Source organism: Citrobacter sp. 506, from assembly GCF_050434985.1.
Classification (GTDB): domain Bacteria; phylum Pseudomonadota; class Gammaproteobacteria; order Enterobacterales; family Enterobacteriaceae; genus Citrobacter; species Citrobacter braakii.
The window spans coordinates 151392-169260 of sequence record NZ_JBNDJN010000001.1; the positions used below are offsets into that span (position 1 = coordinate 151392).

The 17869-nt window shown below is 53.3% G+C and carries 15 protein-coding genes; 8 read left to right on the forward strand and 7 right to left on the reverse strand.

Annotated features, from left to right (window positions below; all coding sequences use genetic code 11):
* Nucleotides 1-120 precede the first annotated feature (120 nt).
* The 5 genes from flhB (at nt 121) to ABIE10_RS00880 (ending at nt 6724) form a co-directional block, all read left to right on the forward strand.
* Nucleotides 121-1272, forward strand: a complete 1152-nt coding sequence (gene flhB, locus ABIE10_RS00860; RefSeq protein WP_016153429.1) for a flagellar biosynthesis protein FlhB — start codon at nt 121-123, stop codon at nt 1270-1272.
* Nucleotides 1265-3343, forward strand: a complete 2079-nt coding sequence (flhA, locus tag ABIE10_RS00865) for a flagellar biosynthesis protein FlhA (RefSeq protein WP_016153428.1) — start codon at nt 1265-1267, stop codon at nt 3341-3343. Before flhB ends, flhA begins: the two co-directional genes overlap by 8 nt.
* Nucleotides 3343-3735, forward strand: coding sequence for a flagellar protein FlhE (flhE, locus tag ABIE10_RS00870; protein WP_019077041.1), 393 nt, complete (start codon nt 3343-3345; stop codon nt 3733-3735). Before flhA ends, flhE begins: the two co-directional genes overlap by 1 nt.
* A 262-nt stretch (nt 3736-3997) precedes the next feature.
* Nucleotides 3998-5584 carry an MFS transporter gene (locus ABIE10_RS00875; protein ID WP_103283733.1) on the forward strand — a complete coding sequence of 529 codons (1587 nt, stop codon included), beginning with the start codon at nt 3998-4000 and terminating at the stop codon, nt 5582-5584.
* Nucleotides 5585-6724 (forward strand): glycoside hydrolase family 88/105 protein, encoded by a 1140-nt coding sequence (locus ABIE10_RS00880; protein WP_049283059.1) that lies wholly within the window; start codon nt 5585-5587, stop codon nt 6722-6724.
* Here the strand turns inward: ABIE10_RS00880 and mrdA are convergent.
* Together mrdA and argS are read right to left on the reverse strand one after the other, a co-directional pair.
* A complete protein-coding gene (gene mrdA / locus ABIE10_RS00885) occupies nt 6696-8615 on the reverse strand; it encodes a penicillin-binding protein 2 (RefSeq protein WP_287119270.1) in 1920 nt (639 codons plus the stop codon). The two genes, ABIE10_RS00880 and mrdA, sit on opposite strands and share 29 nt — an antisense overlap.
* Nucleotides 8616-8798: 183 nt before the next feature.
* Nucleotides 8799-10532 (reverse strand): arginine--tRNA ligase, encoded by a 1734-nt coding sequence (gene argS, locus ABIE10_RS00890; RefSeq protein WP_016153423.1) that lies wholly within the window; start codon nt 10530-10532, stop codon nt 8799-8801.
* Between the two features lie 238 nt (nt 10533-10770).
* Between argS and ABIE10_RS00895 the strand changes: the two genes are divergently transcribed.
* Together ABIE10_RS00895 and cutC are read left to right on the forward strand one after the other, a co-directional pair.
* Nucleotides 10771-11337 carry a VOC family protein gene (locus ABIE10_RS00895; RefSeq protein WP_016153422.1) on the forward strand — a complete coding sequence of 189 codons (567 nt, stop codon included), beginning with the start codon at nt 10771-10773 and terminating at the stop codon, nt 11335-11337.
* 2 nt (nt 11338-11339) lie between these two features.
* Nucleotides 11340-12086: a copper homeostasis protein CutC gene (cutC, locus tag ABIE10_RS00900; RefSeq protein ID WP_142417399.1), complete on the forward strand. Its 747-nt coding sequence runs from the start codon at nt 11340-11342 to the stop codon at nt 12084-12086.
* Nucleotides 12087-12253: 167 nt separating this feature from the next.
* Here the strand turns inward: cutC and cmoB are convergent, their stop codons facing one another.
* From cmoB to ABIE10_RS00925, 5 genes are read right to left on the reverse strand one after another with little or no spacing between them, the layout of a single operon-like run.
* Entirely contained in the window at nt 12254-13222 is a 969-nt protein-coding gene (gene cmoB / locus ABIE10_RS00905; RefSeq protein WP_016153420.1) for a tRNA 5-methoxyuridine(34)/uridine 5-oxyacetic acid(34) synthase CmoB, read from the reverse strand.
* Nucleotides 13219-13962, reverse strand: a complete 744-nt coding sequence (gene cmoA, locus ABIE10_RS00910) for a carboxy-S-adenosyl-L-methionine synthase CmoA (protein ID WP_016153419.1) — start codon at nt 13960-13962, stop codon at nt 13219-13221. Before cmoA ends, cmoB begins: the two co-directional genes overlap by 4 nt.
* Before the next feature lie 40 nt (nt 13963-14002).
* Nucleotides 14003-14398: an MAPEG family protein gene (locus ABIE10_RS00915; RefSeq protein WP_016153418.1), complete on the reverse strand. Its 396-nt coding sequence runs from the start codon at nt 14396-14398 to the stop codon at nt 14003-14005.
* A 52-nt stretch (nt 14399-14450) separates the two neighbouring features.
* Nucleotides 14451-15269: a DUF72 domain-containing protein gene (locus tag ABIE10_RS00920; RefSeq protein WP_016156804.1), complete on the reverse strand. Its 819-nt coding sequence runs from the start codon at nt 15267-15269 to the stop codon at nt 14451-14453.
* Entirely contained in the window at nt 15266-15832 is a 567-nt protein-coding gene (locus ABIE10_RS00925; RefSeq protein WP_169330028.1) for a hydrolase, read from the reverse strand. Before ABIE10_RS00925 ends, ABIE10_RS00920 begins: the two co-directional genes overlap by 4 nt.
* A 264-nt stretch (nt 15833-16096) precedes the next feature.
* Between ABIE10_RS00925 and aspS the strand changes: the two genes are divergently transcribed.
* Complete coding sequence (aspS, locus tag ABIE10_RS00930; protein WP_425135076.1) at nt 16097-17869, forward strand: aspartate--tRNA ligase; 1773 nt, start codon at nt 16097-16099, stop codon at nt 17867-17869.

The following is a 17869-nucleotide window of genomic DNA, read 5'->3' on the forward strand; positions in this document are numbered from 1 at the left end:
CGTTCGCGCTGTCGTGGCAAACGAACGCTCGAATTCCTCTGTTTTCGTTTCGCTATTCGACGCATTGGCAATGGTTGCGGTCGCGATAATACTCGTGACCGTGACGACGAGAGTAATGCCGTGGCAGAAGAAAGCGACGACGACAAAACAGAAGCCCCCACACCCCACCGACTTGAAAAAGCACGGGAAGAAGGGCAGGTCCCCCGATCCAAAGAACTGACCTCACTGCTTATTTTGCTGGTGGGCGTGTGCATTATCTGGATTGGCGGGGAGTCGCTTGCCCGCAGACTGGCCGGTATGCTGTCGGCCGGATTACGTTTTGACCACAGTATGGTCAATGACCCTAACCTGATCCTCAGCCAAATCATCCTGCTGATTAAAGACGCGATGATTGCGCTGTTACCGTTGATTACCGGCGTCGTTCTGGTGGCATTAATCTCCCCGGTGATGCTTGGCGGCTTGATTTTCAGCGGTAAATCTCTGCAGCCCAAGTTCTCTAAGCTGAATCCGTTGCCGGGCATTAAACGCATGTTTTCAGCGCAAACCGGAGCGGAACTGCTCAAAGCGATACTGAAATCCACGCTGGTGGGGAGCGTGGCCGGATTTTATCTCTGGCATAACTGGCCGGCGATGATGCGTCTGATGGCGGAATCGCCGATTACGGCGATGGGCAACGCCCTGGATTTAGTTGGTATGTGCGCGCTGTTGGTGGTGCTTGGCGTTATTCCAATGGTGGGGTTCGACGTTTTTTTCCAGATTTACAGCCATCTGAAAAAGCTGCGCATGTCGCGTCAGGATATCCGTGACGAATTTAAGCAAAGCGAAGGCGACCCGCACGTTAAGGGCAAAATACGCCAAATGCAGCGCGCGGCCGCGCAGCGTCGCATGATGGCGGATGTGCCGAAAGCAGACGTGATTGTTACCAACCCCACGCACTATTCGGTGGCGTTGAAGTATGACGAGAACAAAATGAGCGCGCCGAAAGTTGTTGCCAAAGGCGCGGGGCTGGTGGCGCTGCGCATTCGTGAGATTGGCGCTGAACATCGAGTCCCTACGTTAGAAGCGCCGCCGCTGGCGCGTGCGCTATACCGTCATGCTGAGATTGGTCAACAAATACCGGGTCAATTATATGCCGCCGTTGCCGAAGTGCTGGCATGGGTATGGCAGCTAAAACGCTGGCGTCTCGCCGGCGGCAAGCGTCCACCACAACCTGAAAACCTTCCGGTGCCTGAAGCACTGGATTTCATGAACGAGAAGAATACTGATGGCTAATCTGGTCGCGATGTTGCGTTTGCCCAGCAACCTGAAATCCACGCAACTGCAAATCCTTGCCGGACCGATCCTTATCCTGCTGATCCTGTCGATGATGGTGTTGCCGTTGCCGGCTTTCGTCCTCGATTTGCTGTTCACGTTTAACATTGCGCTGTCGATCATGGTGCTGTTGGTGGCGATGTTCACCCAGCGTACGCTGGAGTTTGCCGCATTCCCGACGATTTTGCTGTTTACCACATTATTACGCCTCGCCCTGAACGTTGCGTCGACGCGTATCATTTTAATGGAAGGGCATACCGGCGCGGCGGCGGCGGGAAAGGTGGTTGAAGCTTTTGGTCACTTCCTGGTGGGCGGTAACTTTGCGATCGGTATCGTGGTCTTCGTTATTCTCGTCATTATCAACTTTATGGTTATCACCAAAGGTGCCGGGCGTATCGCCGAGGTTGGCGCGCGCTTCGTGCTGGATGGTATGCCCGGCAAGCAGATGGCGATTGATGCGGATTTGAATGCGGGTCTGATTGGCGAAGATGAAGCCAAAAAACGACGCTCGGAGGTGACGCAGGAAGCGGATTTCTACGGCTCTATGGACGGTGCGAGTAAATTCGTACGTGGAGATGCCATCGCCGGTATTTTGATCATGGTGATCAACGTGGTCGGCGGTCTGTTAGTCGGGGTGTTGCAGCATGGTATGAGCATGGGTAGCGCAGCGGAAAGTTATACCCTGCTGACCATCGGTGACGGGCTGGTGGCGCAAATTCCTGCGCTGGTAATCTCCACCGCGGCGGGGGTTATCGTGACCCGCGTGAGTACCGACCAGGACGTAGGCGAACAGATGGTGACCCAACTGTTCAGTAATCCTAGTGTCATGCTGCTTAGTGCGGCGGTGCTTGGTCTTTTGGGTCTGGTTCCGGGCATGCCGAACCTGGTGTTTTTGATGTTTACCGCCGCGTTACTGGGTCTGGCCTGGTGGATGCGTGGTCGTGAGCAAAAAGCCCCGGATGAGCCGCAGCCGGTGAAAATGCCGGAAAACAACTCCGTGGTGGAAGCAACATGGAATGACGTACAGCTGGAGGATTCACTGGGGATGGAGGTAGGCTACCGCCTGATCCCAATGGTGGACTTTCAGCAAGATGGCGAGTTGCTGGGGCGAATTCGCAGTATTCGTAAGAAATTTGCCCAGGATATGGGTTTTCTGCCGCCGGTGGTACATATCCGCGACAATATGGATCTGCAGCCAGCCCGCTATCGTATTTTGATGAAAGGGGTGGAAATTGGCAGCGGTGACGCCTATCCGGGACGCTGGCTGGCCATTAACCCTGGTACCGCCGCCGGGTCGCTGCCGGGCGAGAAAACGGTCGATCCGGCTTTCGGTCTGGACGCTATCTGGATTGAAAGCGCATTGAAGGAACAGGCGCAGATTCAGGGCTTTACGGTTGTTGAAGCCAGTACCGTTGTCGCCACGCACCTTAATCACCTGATTGGGCAGTTCGCTGCTGAGCTGTTTGGCCGTCAGGAGGCGCAACAGCTACTGGACCGCGTCTCGCAGGAGATGCCAAAACTGACAGAAGACCTGGTCCCGGGTGTCGTGACGCTCACTACGCTGCATAAAGTGCTGCAGAACTTACTGGATGAGAAAGTACCGATTCGCGATATGCGCACCATTCTCGAAACGCTGGCTGAACATGCACCGCTGCAAAACGATCCGCATGAGCTTACCGCGGTGGTACGTGTTGCGTTGGGACGCGCCATCACTCAGCAGTGGTTCCCGGGTAATGAAGAGGTTCAGGTTATCGGCCTTGATACCCCGCTCGAACGTTTGCTTCTGCAGGCGCTGCAGGGCGGCGGCGGTCTGGAGCCGGGTCTTGCAGACCGACTGCTGGCCCAGACTCAGGAAGCGCTGTCCCGTCAGGAAATGTTGGGTGCGCCGCCGGTCTTGCTGGTTAACCACGCGTTGCGTCCGTTACTGGCTCGCTTTTTACGTCGCAGCATTCCGCAACTGGTGGTGTTATCGAACATGGAGCTGTCTGACAACCGCCATATCCGTATGACGGCGACTATTGGAGGTAAGTAATGCGTAAATTACTGTGGTTGTTGTTTTTTCCTCTGGTAGCGCAGGCTGCCGGAGAAGGCGCCTGGCAGGCCAGCGGCATGGGGATTACTTTAAATCACCGCGGCCAGTCAGCCTCGTCTGCACCTCTGACGCCCAGTCAGCCGGTCTCGGGGTTGATGACGCTGGTGGCCTGGCGCTATGAGCTCAATGGCCCAACGCCTGCGGGTTTACGGGTACGTTTATGTTCCCAGTCCCGCTGTGTTGAGCTGGACGGGCAAAGCGGGACCACCAACGGATTCAATAATGTTCCCGCCATCGAACCGATGCATTTTGTCTGGGAAGTACCCGGTGGCGGTCGCCTGATCCCCGCCTTACAGGTTCAGAGCAATCAGGTGATTGTGAACTATCGTTAACGCCTCCCTTCATTCCGGCCAGCAGCAGAAACTGCTGGCTGCTTCGCAATTCTAGTCCGCCTCTTTGATTAAATAGAAACGCTGTTTTATAAAATAGGTGACATACGTTGCCGGACTCTTTGTGCTGTTGCCATTTCACGAATACCCCTGGCAAAAATAGAAAGGTTTCACTTGCTGTTAGCTTTTACTGTGGCCGTGTAAGGAGGCCCAATGTCAAAGCGAGGATTGCGGGGCCTCCCAATAATGTGCAGGGGTAACGGCAATGAATACACGTAAAATTGGGTTGGTTAACTATTTCGCCTACGGTTCGGGGGATTTTTTAGGCGCAGGCACCACGGCGTTAACCGCGGCCTGGCTACTCTATTTTTACACGACGTTCTGTGGCCTGACGCCAATCGAAGCAACCTTTATCTTCGCTACCGCCAGGGTGTTGGATGCTGTTGTTAGCCCATTAATGGGTTTTTTAACCGATAACTTTGGCTCCACCTGGCTCGGCAAACGCTTTGGGCGACGCAAGTTTTTTATTCTGTTGGGGATACCCTGTGTCTTTAGCTACTCACTAATGTGGGTGGGTGATATGGGGTTCTGGTACTACCTGCTCACCTATCTGATTTTTGACGTGGTCTACACCATGATTCTGGTGCCATACGAAACGCTGGTACCCGAAATGACCGATGACTTTAAACAGAAAACTAAATTCTCCGGCGCGCGCATTTCGATGGCGCAAATGTCTGCCATTCTGGCCTCATTCTTACCCGGCGTTCTGCTGACGCTGTTTGGCAAGGACAACCCCGTCTCTTTTTTCTACGCCAGCCTGGTGTTTTCTGTGCTGTGTGCACTGATGCTGACCTTCGTCTGGTTCTTTACCTGGGAACGCCCACGGGAAGAGTGGACTGAGGCGGCGCTGCGAGCCGAAGAAGAGAAGAAAAGCCTGACCTTGAGTCAGAGTATGAACCGTTTATTTGTGGAACTGAGTTCAACACTGCGCATCCGTATCTTTCGCCAGCATTTAGGAATGTATCTTGGCGGCTATATTGCCCAGGACGTCTTTAACGCCGTCTTTACTTACTATGTGGTGTTTGTGCTGATGCAGGAAGCATCGATGGCGTCAAACCTGCTGGGTACGATGGCTATCTTCCAGTTTATTGCCGTTATCGCCATGATCCCATTGTGCATCCGTTTCGGACCTGCGCCGTCTTATCGCATGGTGGTCGTCCTGTTTGGCCTCAGTTCACTCTCCTATGCGGGGCTGTATTACGCCGGATTAAGCGATGTTTATTCTCTGTTGCTATTGGTTTCCGCCGTTGCGGGTTTGGGACGCGGTGGTATCAACTACGTTCCCTGGAATATCTACACCTATATTGCCGACGTTGACGAAGTGATCACCGGTCAGCGTCGGGAAGGGATCTTCGCCGGCATTATGACGTTAACGCGTAAAGCGTCGCAGGCGGGAGCGGTGATGCTGGTGGGGATTGTGATGCAGTTGTCTGGTTTTGTCTCCGGTCAGAGCGCACAGCCCGTGGCGGTCAGCCATACCATCCTGTTAATTCTGAGCTGCGGAACGCTGATTGTTCTGGCGCTGGGTTTCCTGGTTTCCTTGCGCTTCAAACTGAACCTGCAAACGCACAGCACCCTGCGTGAAGAGACAGCAAAAATGCGTGAGTCCGGGCAACCCGTGTTGGAAGGACTGTCCGCTAAAGGACGCGCGACCGTAGAGATGCTATCGGGCATGCCTTATGAATCACTTTGGGGTAACAACAATATTGGTTACCTGAATCGTAATAAACCAGCGGCACCGAAACTGGAAAAGGGTGCTGTATTGAATTCGACATTGACAGAGGTTAAGTAAATGATTGTTTATCCGGTTAAACATAGCCCATTGTTGCGCCAGCCAGAACATTTTATTGCCAGGGATGAATTAAAAGCGTTGATCAAAAAGGTGACGCATAACCTGGTCAATATTCATGACGAGACCGGCGAGTTCTTGCTACGTCTGGATGACGGACGCGTTATTGATACCAAAGGCTGGGCGGGATGGGAGTGGACGCACGGCATCGGCTTGTACGGGATGTATCAGTATTATCAGCAAACCGGCGATGCCACGATGCGCGATATTATCGACAACTGGTTTGCCGATCGCTTTGCGGAAGGTGCAACGACCAAAAACGTTAACACCATGGCGCCGTTTTTAACGCTGGCATATCGCTATGAAGAGACGCGTAATCCCGCGTATCTGCCGTGGCTCGACAGCTGGGCTGAGTGGGCAATGCATGATATGCCGCGTACCCAATTCGGCGGTATGCAGCACATTACGCTGGCGGAAGAAAATCACCAGCAGATGTGGGATGACACGTTGATGATGACGGTCTTACCGCTGGCGAAGATTGGCAAGTTGCTCAACCGTCCCGAGTATATTGAAGAGGCAACCTATCAGTTCCTGCTGCACGTGCAAAACCTGATGGATAAAGAAACGGGGCTGTGGTTCCACGGCTGGAGCTATGAAGGACAGCATAACTTCGCCAACGCTCGCTGGGCGCGTGGCAACAGCTGGTTAACTATAGTCATCCCGGATTTCCTCGAATTACTTGATTTGCCGGAAAACAATGCAGTGCACCGCTATCTGGTGCAGGTTTTGAACGCGCAAATCGCGGCGCTGGCGAAGTGCCAGGATGAAAGCGGACTGTGGCACACCTTGCTGGACGACCCGCAGTCGTATCTGGAAGCCTCGGCAACCGCCGGATTTGCCTATGGGATCCTCAAAGCGGTACGTAAACGCTATGTCGGACAAGACTATGCGGCTGTAGCCGAAAAAGCCATCAGAGGCATTGTGCAACATATTTCGCCGGAAGGTGAATTGCTGCATACCTCGTTTGGTACCGGGATGGGCCACAATCTCGATTTCTACCGCAACATCCCCCGGACCTCCATGCCTTACGGTCAGGCGATGGCGATGCTGTGCCTTACCGAATACTTGCGTAAGTATTTTTGATATCGGTGTCCGATGGCGTTGCGGCTATCGGACCCGCTTGTGCGTCGTCGTCCTGCGCAGCAAACAGATGATCCATGATTTGACGCATGACTGGTGCGGCGGTGACGCCATCGCTGCCGCCGTTTTCCAGAATTAACGCTATGGCGACTTTTGGGTTCTTATATGGCGCAAATGCGGTATAGAACACGTGATCGCGCAGACGCACGGGGATCATTTTCGCATCGTAGGTCTGATTTTCTTTCAGGCTAAAGACCTGTGATGTGCCACTTTTCGCTGCAATGCCGTAAGGCGCGGTGTGAAAGAACTTATAACCGGTACCGTTTGGCTCATTCGCCATGCCGAACATCGCTTGACGCACCAGCCCCCAGTAGGGGGACGAAGCAGAGGCAATTTGTGACGGTGCTTCGGGAGCCTGGTACGGCGTGATGACTTTTCCGCTCTCTTCATCACGTAGCAGGTGAGGGGCGATAACCTTGCCGTTGTTAATCAGCGCGACCATGGCTTTAACCATCTGGATCGGCGTGGCAATCCAGTATCCCTGACCGATGCCAACCGAAATGGTATCTCCCTGATACCAGGCTTTTTTATGCACTTTCTGCTTCCATTCGCGGCTCGGGAGCAGGCCGTTATACTCCTCACCAAGATCGATGCCGGTCGGCTTGCCATAGCCAAACTGGCTGAGCATGCTGTTAATACGGTCAATCCCCATCATATATGCCACCTGATAAAAGAATGTGTCGGCAGATTCTTCAATTGCTTTGGTGACATCCAGCATACCATGGCCCGTTTTTTTCCAGTCACGGTAATGTCGCTCAGTGCCGGGGAGCGTCCAGGTGGGGGCGCCGAAGAAACGGGTCTGCGGCGTGATCACGCCGTCCAGTAACGCTGACATCGCCATGTACGGTTTGACCGTGGAGGCGGGAGGATACAACCCCTGCGTGACGCGGTTGATTAACGGCAGGTCCTTATCCTGAAGCAGCTTGTTATAGTCCTGATAGCTGATACCTTTGACAAACGGGTTGGGGTCATAGCTGGGATTCGAAACCATTGCCAGCACGGAACCGTCATGCGGATCCTCAACCAAAACGGCGGCCCGCTGGCCCACCAACAGACTCTCAATATATTGCTGTAAATGGAGGTCCAGCGTCAGATGGATATCTTTTCCGGCAACGGGCGGCACATCTTTGATCAGGCGTACGATGCGTCCGTGGTTATCAACTTCGACCTCCTGATAACCGGTTTTCCCATGCAGTTCATTTTCATAGTAGTGCTCAATACCCTGCTTACCGATGTTGTGATCGGCGGCGTAGTTCTCTGTCAGGCCTTTTTGATCCAGCGCTTTCAGGTCGTTGTCATTGATTTTTGACACATAGCCAAGGACATGCGCCAGCGCTGCGCCATAAGGGTACTGGCGGTCTTCATAGCTATTGATATTGACGCCGCTGAAATGAAACTGGTTAACCGAGAAGCGGGCGATTTCCACATCGGTCAGCGCATTTTTTAGCACGACCGGGCGATAGCGGCTGCTGGCTTTCAGCGCATGGCGAAACTGGTCAATGTCATCAGGAGTGAGGTCAATGATAGGCGTGAGCTGCCTGATCAGGGAATTCATATCACTGATTTTATAAGGCGTAACGGAAATGTCGTACCAGGTTACGTTGCGCACCAGCGGGATGCCGTTGCGATCGTAAATCATGCCACGCGTCGGGGCCACGGGCAGCATTTTGATGTCGTTTGCATTCGAGCGGGTGGTGTAATACTGGTGCTGACAGATTTGTAAGTTGTAGAGATTGTAAATCAGGATGCCAAAGCAGATGACCACCAGGCCAAAGGCCACCAATACACGCCGCTGGAAGAGTTTTTCCTCCGCTTCAAAATCTCTGAATGTCATTGACCCGTACCCGATTAATTCGCCGCCTCATGATACGGAGGCTTAAACGGGATGACAGGCAAAAAATGTTCCATATCTCTACGGAAATGTGTCATTCCTTGTGAGTTGTTACAGATGGCCTGTTACAGAAATAAAAAAGGCCTGAGTCCGAATTTCGGAGTCAGGCCTGATAGGTGAGCTGATTTACATACGTTCTACGGTTTCGATACCCAGCGTATCCAGACCCAGCTTCAGGGTTTTCGCCGTCAACTGTGCCAGTTTCAGGCGGCTGTTACGAATCTCTTCGTTTTCAGCGCTAAGGATTGGGCAGTGCTCGTAGAAGCCGGAGAACAGACCGGCAACGTCGTACAGGTACGCACACATCACGTGCGGCGTACCTTCACGTGCAACAACGGTCAACGTTTCTTCAAACTGCAGCAGACGCGCAGCCAACTGAGCCTCGCGATCTTCACTGATAATCACCTGCGCATTTGCCAGCGCGCTTTCGTCGATATCCGCTTTACGGAACACGGACAGTACGCGGGTGTAGGCGTACTGCATATACGGCGCAGTGTTCCCTTCGAACGCCAGCATATTGTCCCAGTCGAAGATGTAGTCGGTGGTACGGTTTTTGGACAGATCGGCATATTTCACCGCGCCGATACCGACCGCATTCGCCAGTTTTTCCAGCTCGTCGGCAGGCATGTCCGGGTTCTTCTCCGCTACCAGACGGCGTGCGCGTTCCAGCGCTTCATCCAGCAGATCGGCCAGTTTAACCGTGCCACCCGCACGGGTTTTGAACGGCTTGCCGTCTTTACCCAGCATCATACCGAACATGTGGTGTTCCAGCGGCACAGAGTCCGGCACATAACCGGCTTTACGCACGATGGTCCAGGCTTGCATTAAGTGCTGATGCTGACGGGAGTCGATGTAATAAAGTACGCGGTCGGCATGCAGCGTTTCATAACGGTACTTGGCGCAGGCGATGTCGGTCGTGGTGTAGAGATAGCCGCCATCTTTCTTCTGAATGATTACGCCCATCGGTTCACCTTCCTTGTTCTTATACTCATCAAGGAATACGACGGTAGCGCCTTCGCTTTCAACAGCCAGGCCTTTAGCTTTGAGATCGGCCACGATGCCAGGCAGCATCGGGTTGTACAGGCTTTCACCCATGACGTCGTCACGGGTCAGGGTGACGTTCAGGCGATCGTAGGTTAACTGGTTTTGCGACATGGTGATGTCGACCAGTTTGCGCCACATCTCACGGAAGTACTCGTCGCCGCCTTGCAGCTTCACGACATAACTCCGGGCACGTTCCGCGAAGGCCTCATCTTCGTCGTAATGTTTTTTCGCATCACGGTAGAAACCTTCAAGGTCAGCCAGCGCCATCTCGCCAGCATTTTCCTGCTGCTGTTTTTCCAGCCATGCGATGAGCATACCGAACTGAGTACCCCAGTCGCCGACGTGGTTGGCGCGGATAACATTGTGACCGAGGAACTCCAGCGTACGCACCGCAGCGTCACCGATGATGGTGGAACGCAGGTGACCAACGTGCATCTCTTTCGCTACGTTAGGTGCGGAGTAATCAACCACAACGGTTTGTTTAGCCGGTTGGGTGACGCCCAGACGATCGGAAGCCAGCGCCTGCTGAACGTGCTGCGCCAGAAATGCCGGATCGAGAAAAATATTGATAAAGCCCGGGCCTGCAATTTCAACTTTGCTGGCGATCCCGTTGAGATCCAAATGAGTCAGCACCTGCTCAGCCAGTTGTCGCGGCGCCATACCCAGTTTTTTAGCGACAGCCATCATGCCGTTAGCCTGATAGTCGCCGAACTGTACTTTTGCTGACTGACGAACCTGCGGTTCGCAATCTGCAGGCGCGCCTGCAGCAATCATGGCCTGACTGACTTTTTCTGAGAGAAGAGCCTGAATATTCACCGGAATACCTTACATTTATGAAGCGGCTTAAAATGCACCGCACCAGTTTAAGAATTAAGGGCGGGAGTATACTGCAAATGCCCGTTGCCGTCAGCATTGCGAGTATCGCCAGCAGCCTGAAATATAAACATTGTCATTACGTATAATTATTCATATTGCGCTTAAGAAAATCAGCAGTTGGTTGGGGCTGCACAACAGGGTAAATTAGCGGCTTTGAATATGGATATGAGCTTTCATTATGGCGAACTGGCAAACAGTTGCAGAACTGCATGATATTTCCGCAGATTTACCGCATTTCATTCAGGCGTTAACGGATCTTTCCACTCGCCTTGGGCTGGATATCTCATCGCTTGAAGCCGATCACATTTCTCTGCGTTGTCATCAAAATACCACCGCAGAGCGCTGGCGTCGTGGGTTTGAACAGTGCGGCGAATTGCTGTCAGAAAATATCATCAATGGCCGACCGATTTGCTTGTTCAAACTCGATGAGCCAGTTTGTGTGCAACACTGGCAATTTACTATCGTAGAACTGCCGTGGCCGGGCGAAAAGCGTTATCCGCATGAGGGCTGGGAGCATGTTGAAATTGTTCTGCCGGGTGAGGTGGAGACGCTGAATGCACGAGCGCTGGCGCTGCTTTCAGATCACGGGCTGAGCCAGCCGGGTATATTTGTAAAAACCAGTTCGCCAAAAGGTGAGCGCGAACGTTTACCGAATCCAACGCTGGCGGTCAGCGATGGCAGCGTGACGATAAAATTCCATCCGTGGTCGATTGAAGCCATTGTGGCAAGCGAACGTCAGGAGTGAGTATGGCATTACTGGAAATCTGCTGTTACAGCATGGAGTGCGCGCGCATGGCGCAGCAAAACGGCGCGGATCGCATTGAGCTTTGCTCGGCGCCCAAAGAAGGGGGCTTAACGCCGTCCCTGGGCGTCTTGCGTTCGGTTCGCCAGTATATCTCGATTCCGGTCAATCCCATTATTCGCCCGCGCGGGGGCGACTTTTGTTACACCGACGGTGAATTCGCTGCAATGCTGGATGATATTGCAATGGTAAGAGATCTGGGGTTCTCAGGGTTGGTAACCGGCATTTTAGATGCAGAGGGTGATGTCGATATGCCGCGCATGGAGAAAATAATGATCGCGGCGGGACCGCTGCACGTCACTTTTCATCGGGCCTTTGACATGTGCGCTAACCCACTCAATGCGCTAAAAAAATTAGCTGATTTGGGCATTGCCAGAGTGCTGACTTCCGGGCAAAAATCAGATGCGGCGCAAGGTTTAACAAAAATTATGGAACTTATTGCGCAGGGGGATGCTCCAATCATTATGGCCGGAGCGGGGGTTCGCGCCTCGAATTTGTCCCTGTTCCTTGATGCTGGAGTGCAGGAAGTCCACAGTTCTGCCGGAGTATGGCTGGCTTCCCCCATGCGTTATCGCAATTCGGGGTTGTCGATGTCTTCTGATGCACAGGCGGATGAGTATTCACGCTATGCAGTAGACGGGGCGGCGGTTGCGGAAATGAAAGCAATCATTGCACACCACCAGGCCAGCTGATTTTTACCGTTGCATCATGTCGCCCAATATGATGCTTGCTCGTACCAGGCCCCTGCAATTTCAACAGGGGCCTTTTTTTATCCTGCATATTTCAAGCCGCAGCGGAGTTGTCTGCCTTGCTGCAAGTTGAACTATTTTGCAGAAAGAGTGCTATCTGGCAAAAATAACTACGGCTTACGTGCAATCAATACCGCGCGTAATGGGGCCGGGTAGCCTTCCACCGTTTTGCTGTGATCGTTCGGGTCGAGGAAGTCGGCCAGGGATTCGGTTATCATCCACTCGGTGCGGCGCTGCTCTTCGGTGGTGGTGACGCAGACATCAGCGATGCGCACATCAACAAACCCGCATTTTTCCAGCCAGTTTTTTAACGCCAGCGCAGAAGGAATAAAGTAAACGTTACGCATCTGCGCGTAGCGATCGCCCGGTACCAGTACGGTATTTTCATCACCTTCGACGACCAGCGTTTCCAGTACCAGTTCGCCATCTTTCACCAACTGATCCTTCAACTGCCACAGGTGTTCCAGCGGTGAACGGCGGTGATAAAGCACTCCCATGGAGAATACGGTATCAAAGGCGTTGAGCGCCGGAAGCTGCTCAATACCCAGCGGCAGCAGGTGAGCGCGCTGGTCATTGCCCAGCAGTTTACGTACTGCCTCAAACTGGCACAGAAACAGCTGGGTAGGATCGATGCCAACCGCCAGATGCGCCCCCGCGCCAATCATGCGCCACATGTGATATCCACTCCCGCAGCCGACATCAAGAATGGTGCGCCCGGTGAGGTCAGACAAGTGCGGCAGAACGCGATCCCATTTCCAGTCCGAGCGCCACTCGGTATCTATATTGACGCCGTACAACGAGTACGGCCCTTTACGCCATGGCATCAGGTTACGCATCAGGGTGTCGATACGTTTGAGCTGACCGTCGCTGAGCGGCTCATCGCTTTCGGCGGTAACGCTATGCAGTAAGTCCAGGCGATGCGGCGTTAGCTCGGGCAGAAACTCGACGGCATTTGACCACTGCTTAAACAAGCCGTGCTGATCGCGCTGCCAGGTCGCGATTTGCGCCGGGAGCGTTTCCAGCCAATGGGAAAGGTGATTTTTGGCAATCAGTTGATAAAAGTTACCAAAGTCGATCATGCGCTAACCTCAGCTTTCAGTGCCACCAGAGAACCAAAGTTAAAGCACTGGAACCACAATTCGCTGTGTTCAAAGCCCGCCTGATGCAGTCTCGCTTTGTGCGTTTCGACCGAGTCGGTCAGCATCACGTTCTCCAGCATGCTGCGCTTTTGGCTGATTTCCAGCTCGCTATAGCCATTTGCCCGTTTGAAATCGTGGTGCATGTTGAACAGCAGCTCGCCAACGTTAGCGTCTTCGAAACTGAATTTCTCAGACAGCACCAGCGCGCCGCCGGGGTTCAGCCCCTGATAAATCTTATCCAACAATGCCTGGCGCTCAGGTGGCTCAAGGAATTGCAGGGTAAAATTCAGCACCACCATCGAGGCGTTTTCGATAGTAATGTTGCGAATATCGCCTTCGACAACGTCAACCGGTGTCGGCGCTTTATAGGCGTCAATATGACGGCGGCAGCGCTCAACCATAGCCGGGGAGTTATCAACGGCAATAATTTTGCAATTCTCGTGATGAATATTGCGACGCACCGAGAGCGTCGCCGCGCCCAGAGAACAGCCCAGATCGTAGACCTGTGTGTTGGGTTGTACGAAACGTTCGGCCAACATCCCAATCATGGAAATGATATTGGAATAGCCAGGAACGGATCGCTGGATCATATCCGGGAAGACTTCAGCTACCCGTTCATCAAAGGTCCAGTCACCCAGACTGGCGATAGGCGCAGAAAAAAGCGTGTCGCGGTGAGACATAACGTAAAAATCCGGGAAAAATAAAGTGGCGTATTGTGCGCTAATGCAGGGAGAAAACCAACTCCCAGGGCATATACCAAAGATTCGCCAGCACCATTAGCAACAGCGAACACCAGGTCGCGCTCATGCCTGAACGGCGCCAGCGGAAAAGCCGGTGGTGAAATCCGTAATAATGCATCAGTCGTCCGGCAATCAAAATCAGCCCGCAAATATGCACCATCCACGTTTCAGCGCCGTTCATTTCCATAAATAACAGCAGCACCAATGCGACAGGAATATATTCCACCGCATTACCGTGAATGCGGATAGCGCTTTGTAGTTCGCTAAAACCTCCGTCACCATATGCAACGCGGTATTGCATGCGCAGGCGAACGACGTCAAAGGAGAACTTAATTAACAATAACGCACCCAATACGGCATAAAGCGCGCTTACCATACAAACTCCCTTTTAAAATGGCTGATGGCATTGACTATGATAGGTGGCATTTTCAGAAAAGAGAAGATTGCTGTGGAATAGACGGAGCTGATCCGATCTCTGGCAGGGCGCTGCGTAAATTTGCCCATAGCGTATCGACAAGCTCCGGGGCCTGCGCAATATCCGGGGTATGTAAAAACAGATACGGCGTTGTGGTTTGTTGCCATTGCGACAGCTTGGTCAGCCAGACGGCAAAAAGCGCGCTGTTTTGTGCCATATTATCGCTGCCGATAAAGCGTACCATCGGATGGTTTGCCGTCACCACTGCATGCACCGGAACCTTTGGCTTCTTGCGCTGGGCGTCACGTATCGCTTCAGTATGTGGTATTGCGGCATGTACCGGTCGACTGTCCAGAATCACCCGATTTACCCTGCGCTCATGTAGGCCTCGATTGAATCGTTGCTCTGTTTCGCCTTTGGCAAAGAAGTCCGGATGGCGAACTTCCACACCGTAGGTAAAGGATTTGGGGAGCGCATCGAGAAACTGCCACAAGGCTGGCAGGTCGTGCGGGCCAAAAGTTGCGGGTAATTGCAGCCAGTATTGCCCAATGCGTGATTCAAGTGGCGACATGCGCGTGAAAAACTCTTGTACCAGGTCATCGCAATTACGCAGCGCGGCCTGATGCGAAATGGTGGCCGGAAACTTAAAACAAAATCGAAACGCATCGGTAGTCTGCGCATGCCAGCGGGCCACAATGTCGGCTTTTGGCAGCGCGTACAGCGTGGTATTGCCCTCCACACAGTTAAAGTGGCGGGCATACTCTTCAAGGCTGGTGATCCCCAGACGCACCCATTTGGGATGCGCCCACTGGGGTAAACCGATATAAATCATAGCGCTTGCAGGATCTCATCCACGCTGCGTACGCGTGCGATACGCGGGAAAATATGCGTCATGCTGCCCTGATGTTGCTCAGCGCTGGCGGCACTACAGGCGTTTTCTGCAACGATCAGATTAAAACCCAGCTCCCACGCATTTCGCGCCGTCGACTCCACGCCAATATTTGTGGAAATGCCGCACAGGACGATGGTCTCGATGCCCCGACGACGCAGTTGTAATTCCAGATCGGTGCCGTAGAAAGCTCCCCACTGGCGTTTGGTCACTTCGAGGTCGCTGGCGCATTTGCCCAGAGCGCTCGGGTAATTCCACCAGTTTTCGGGTAACGCTTTGGCCGGAGCGTGAGCATCAACTGGCTGTTTCAGCGCTTCGGCATAATCGTCAGACCAGCCGACGCGCACCATTACCACCGGGGAACCGTGGGCACGGAATTTTTCCGCCAACTGCGCGGCGCGGGCAACCACGTCGTTTGCCGAGTGTGGGCCGCCAGCGAAAGGCAGGATACCTTCCTGTAGATCAATAACAACAAGAGCGGTTGTTTTTGCGTTCAGTTCCAGCATGATCACTCCAGTAAAAAAAGAATTCCGTTACACCTTAATCGCGAATCAGTGTGAAAGGGACGACAATTTTTGTTATTTTTTGTGAGATTACGCAATGCCCGTCCAGGAAACAGGCGTACAGTCAGTACCGGACTTATCGTGCGGCAGAATTTCCAGTATAATAGCCGCCTTTTTTCATTCAGTTGTGACATTCAGCTAAAGCTGCGACTTCGTCACCTGCGAGACAGGTGACAATCCGCCTGCGGCAAAGTTAAGGGATATCTCATGCGTACAGAATATTGCGGACAGCTACGTCTGTCCCACGAGGGGCAGCAGGTGACTCTGTGTGGTTGGGTCAACCGTCGTCGTGATCTTGGTAGCCTGATCTTTATCGATATGCGCGACCGCGAAGGTATCGTGCAGGTATTTTTCGATCCGGACCGTGCGGATGCGTTAAAGCTGGCCTCCGAACTGCGTAATGAGTTCTGTATCCAGGTTACGGGCACCGTGCGTGCGCGTGACGCGAAAAACGTCAACGCCGATATGGCGACTGGCGAAATTGAAGTGCTGGCCTCCGATCTGACCATCATCAACCGTTCAGACTCGCTGCCGCTGGACTCTAACCACGTAAACACCGAAGAAGCGCGACTGAAGTATCGCTACCTGGATCTGCGTCGCCCTGAAATGGCGCAGCGCCTGAAAACGCGTGCCAAAATTACCAGCCTGGTGCGTCGTTTTATGGACGATCACGGCTTCCTCGACATCGAAACTCCGATGCTGACCAAAGCTACGCCAGAAGGCGCGCGCGATTACCTGGTTCCTTCTCGTGTTCATAAAGGTAAGTTCTACGCGCTGCCGCAGTCTCCTCAGCTGTTTAAACAGTTGCTGATGATGTCCGGTTTTGACCGCTACTATCAGATCGTAAAATGCTTCCGTGATGAAGACTTACGTGCTGACCGTCAGCCTGAATTTACTCAGATCGACGTTGAGACTTCCTTCATGACCGCGCCGCAGGTGCGTGAAGTGATGGAAGCGCTGGTGCGTAACCTGTGGCTGGAAGTTAAAGGTATGGATCTGGGTGATTTCCCGATCATGACCTTTGCTGAAGCCGAGCGTCGTTACGGTTCCGATAAACCAGACCTGCGTAACCCGATGGAACTGGTTGACGTTGCCGATCTGGTGAAAGGCGTTGAGTTCGCCGTGTTCTCTGGTCCGGCGAACGATGCGAAAGGCCGCGTGGCTGCCCTGCGTGTACCGGGCGGTGCGAGCTTAAGCCGTAAGCAGATCGACGATTACGGTAACTTTATTAAGATTTACGGCGCGAAAGGTCTGGCTTACATCAAAGTCACCGAGCGTGCGAAAGGCCTGGAAGGCATCACCAGCCCGGTTGCTAAGTTCCTGAACGCAGAAATCGTAGACGCGATTCTGGAGCGTACCGGTGCGCAAGACGGCGACATGATTTTCTTCGGTGCCGACAACAAGAAAGTGGTTGCCGACGCGATGGGCGCGCTGCGTCTGAAACTGGGCAAAGACCTGAACATTACCGACGAAGCCAAATGGGCGCCGCTGTGGGTTATCGACTTCCCGATGTTTGAAGACGATGGTGAAGGCGGTCTGACCGCGATGCACCACCCGTTCACCGCGCCAAAAGACATGACTGCCGCTGAGCTGAAAGCTGCGCCGGAAGACGCGGTTGCCAACGCTTACGATATGGTCATCAACGGCTATGAAGTGGGCGGTGGTTCCGTGCGTATTCACAACGGTGATATGCAGCAGACCGTATTCGGCATTCTGGGCATTAACGAGCAAGAACAGCGCGAGAAGTTCGGCTTCCTGCTGGATGCGCTAAAATACGGTACACCGCCGCATGCGGGCCTGGCGTTTGGTCTGGATCGCTTGACTATGCTGCTGACCGGTACTGACAACATTCGTGACGTTATTGCCTTCCCGAAAACCACGGCTGCAGCATGTCTGATGACTGAAGCGCCAAGCTTTGCCAATGAAGCCGCGCTGGCGGAACTGAGCATTCAGGTTGTTAAGAAGGCCGAGAATAACTGA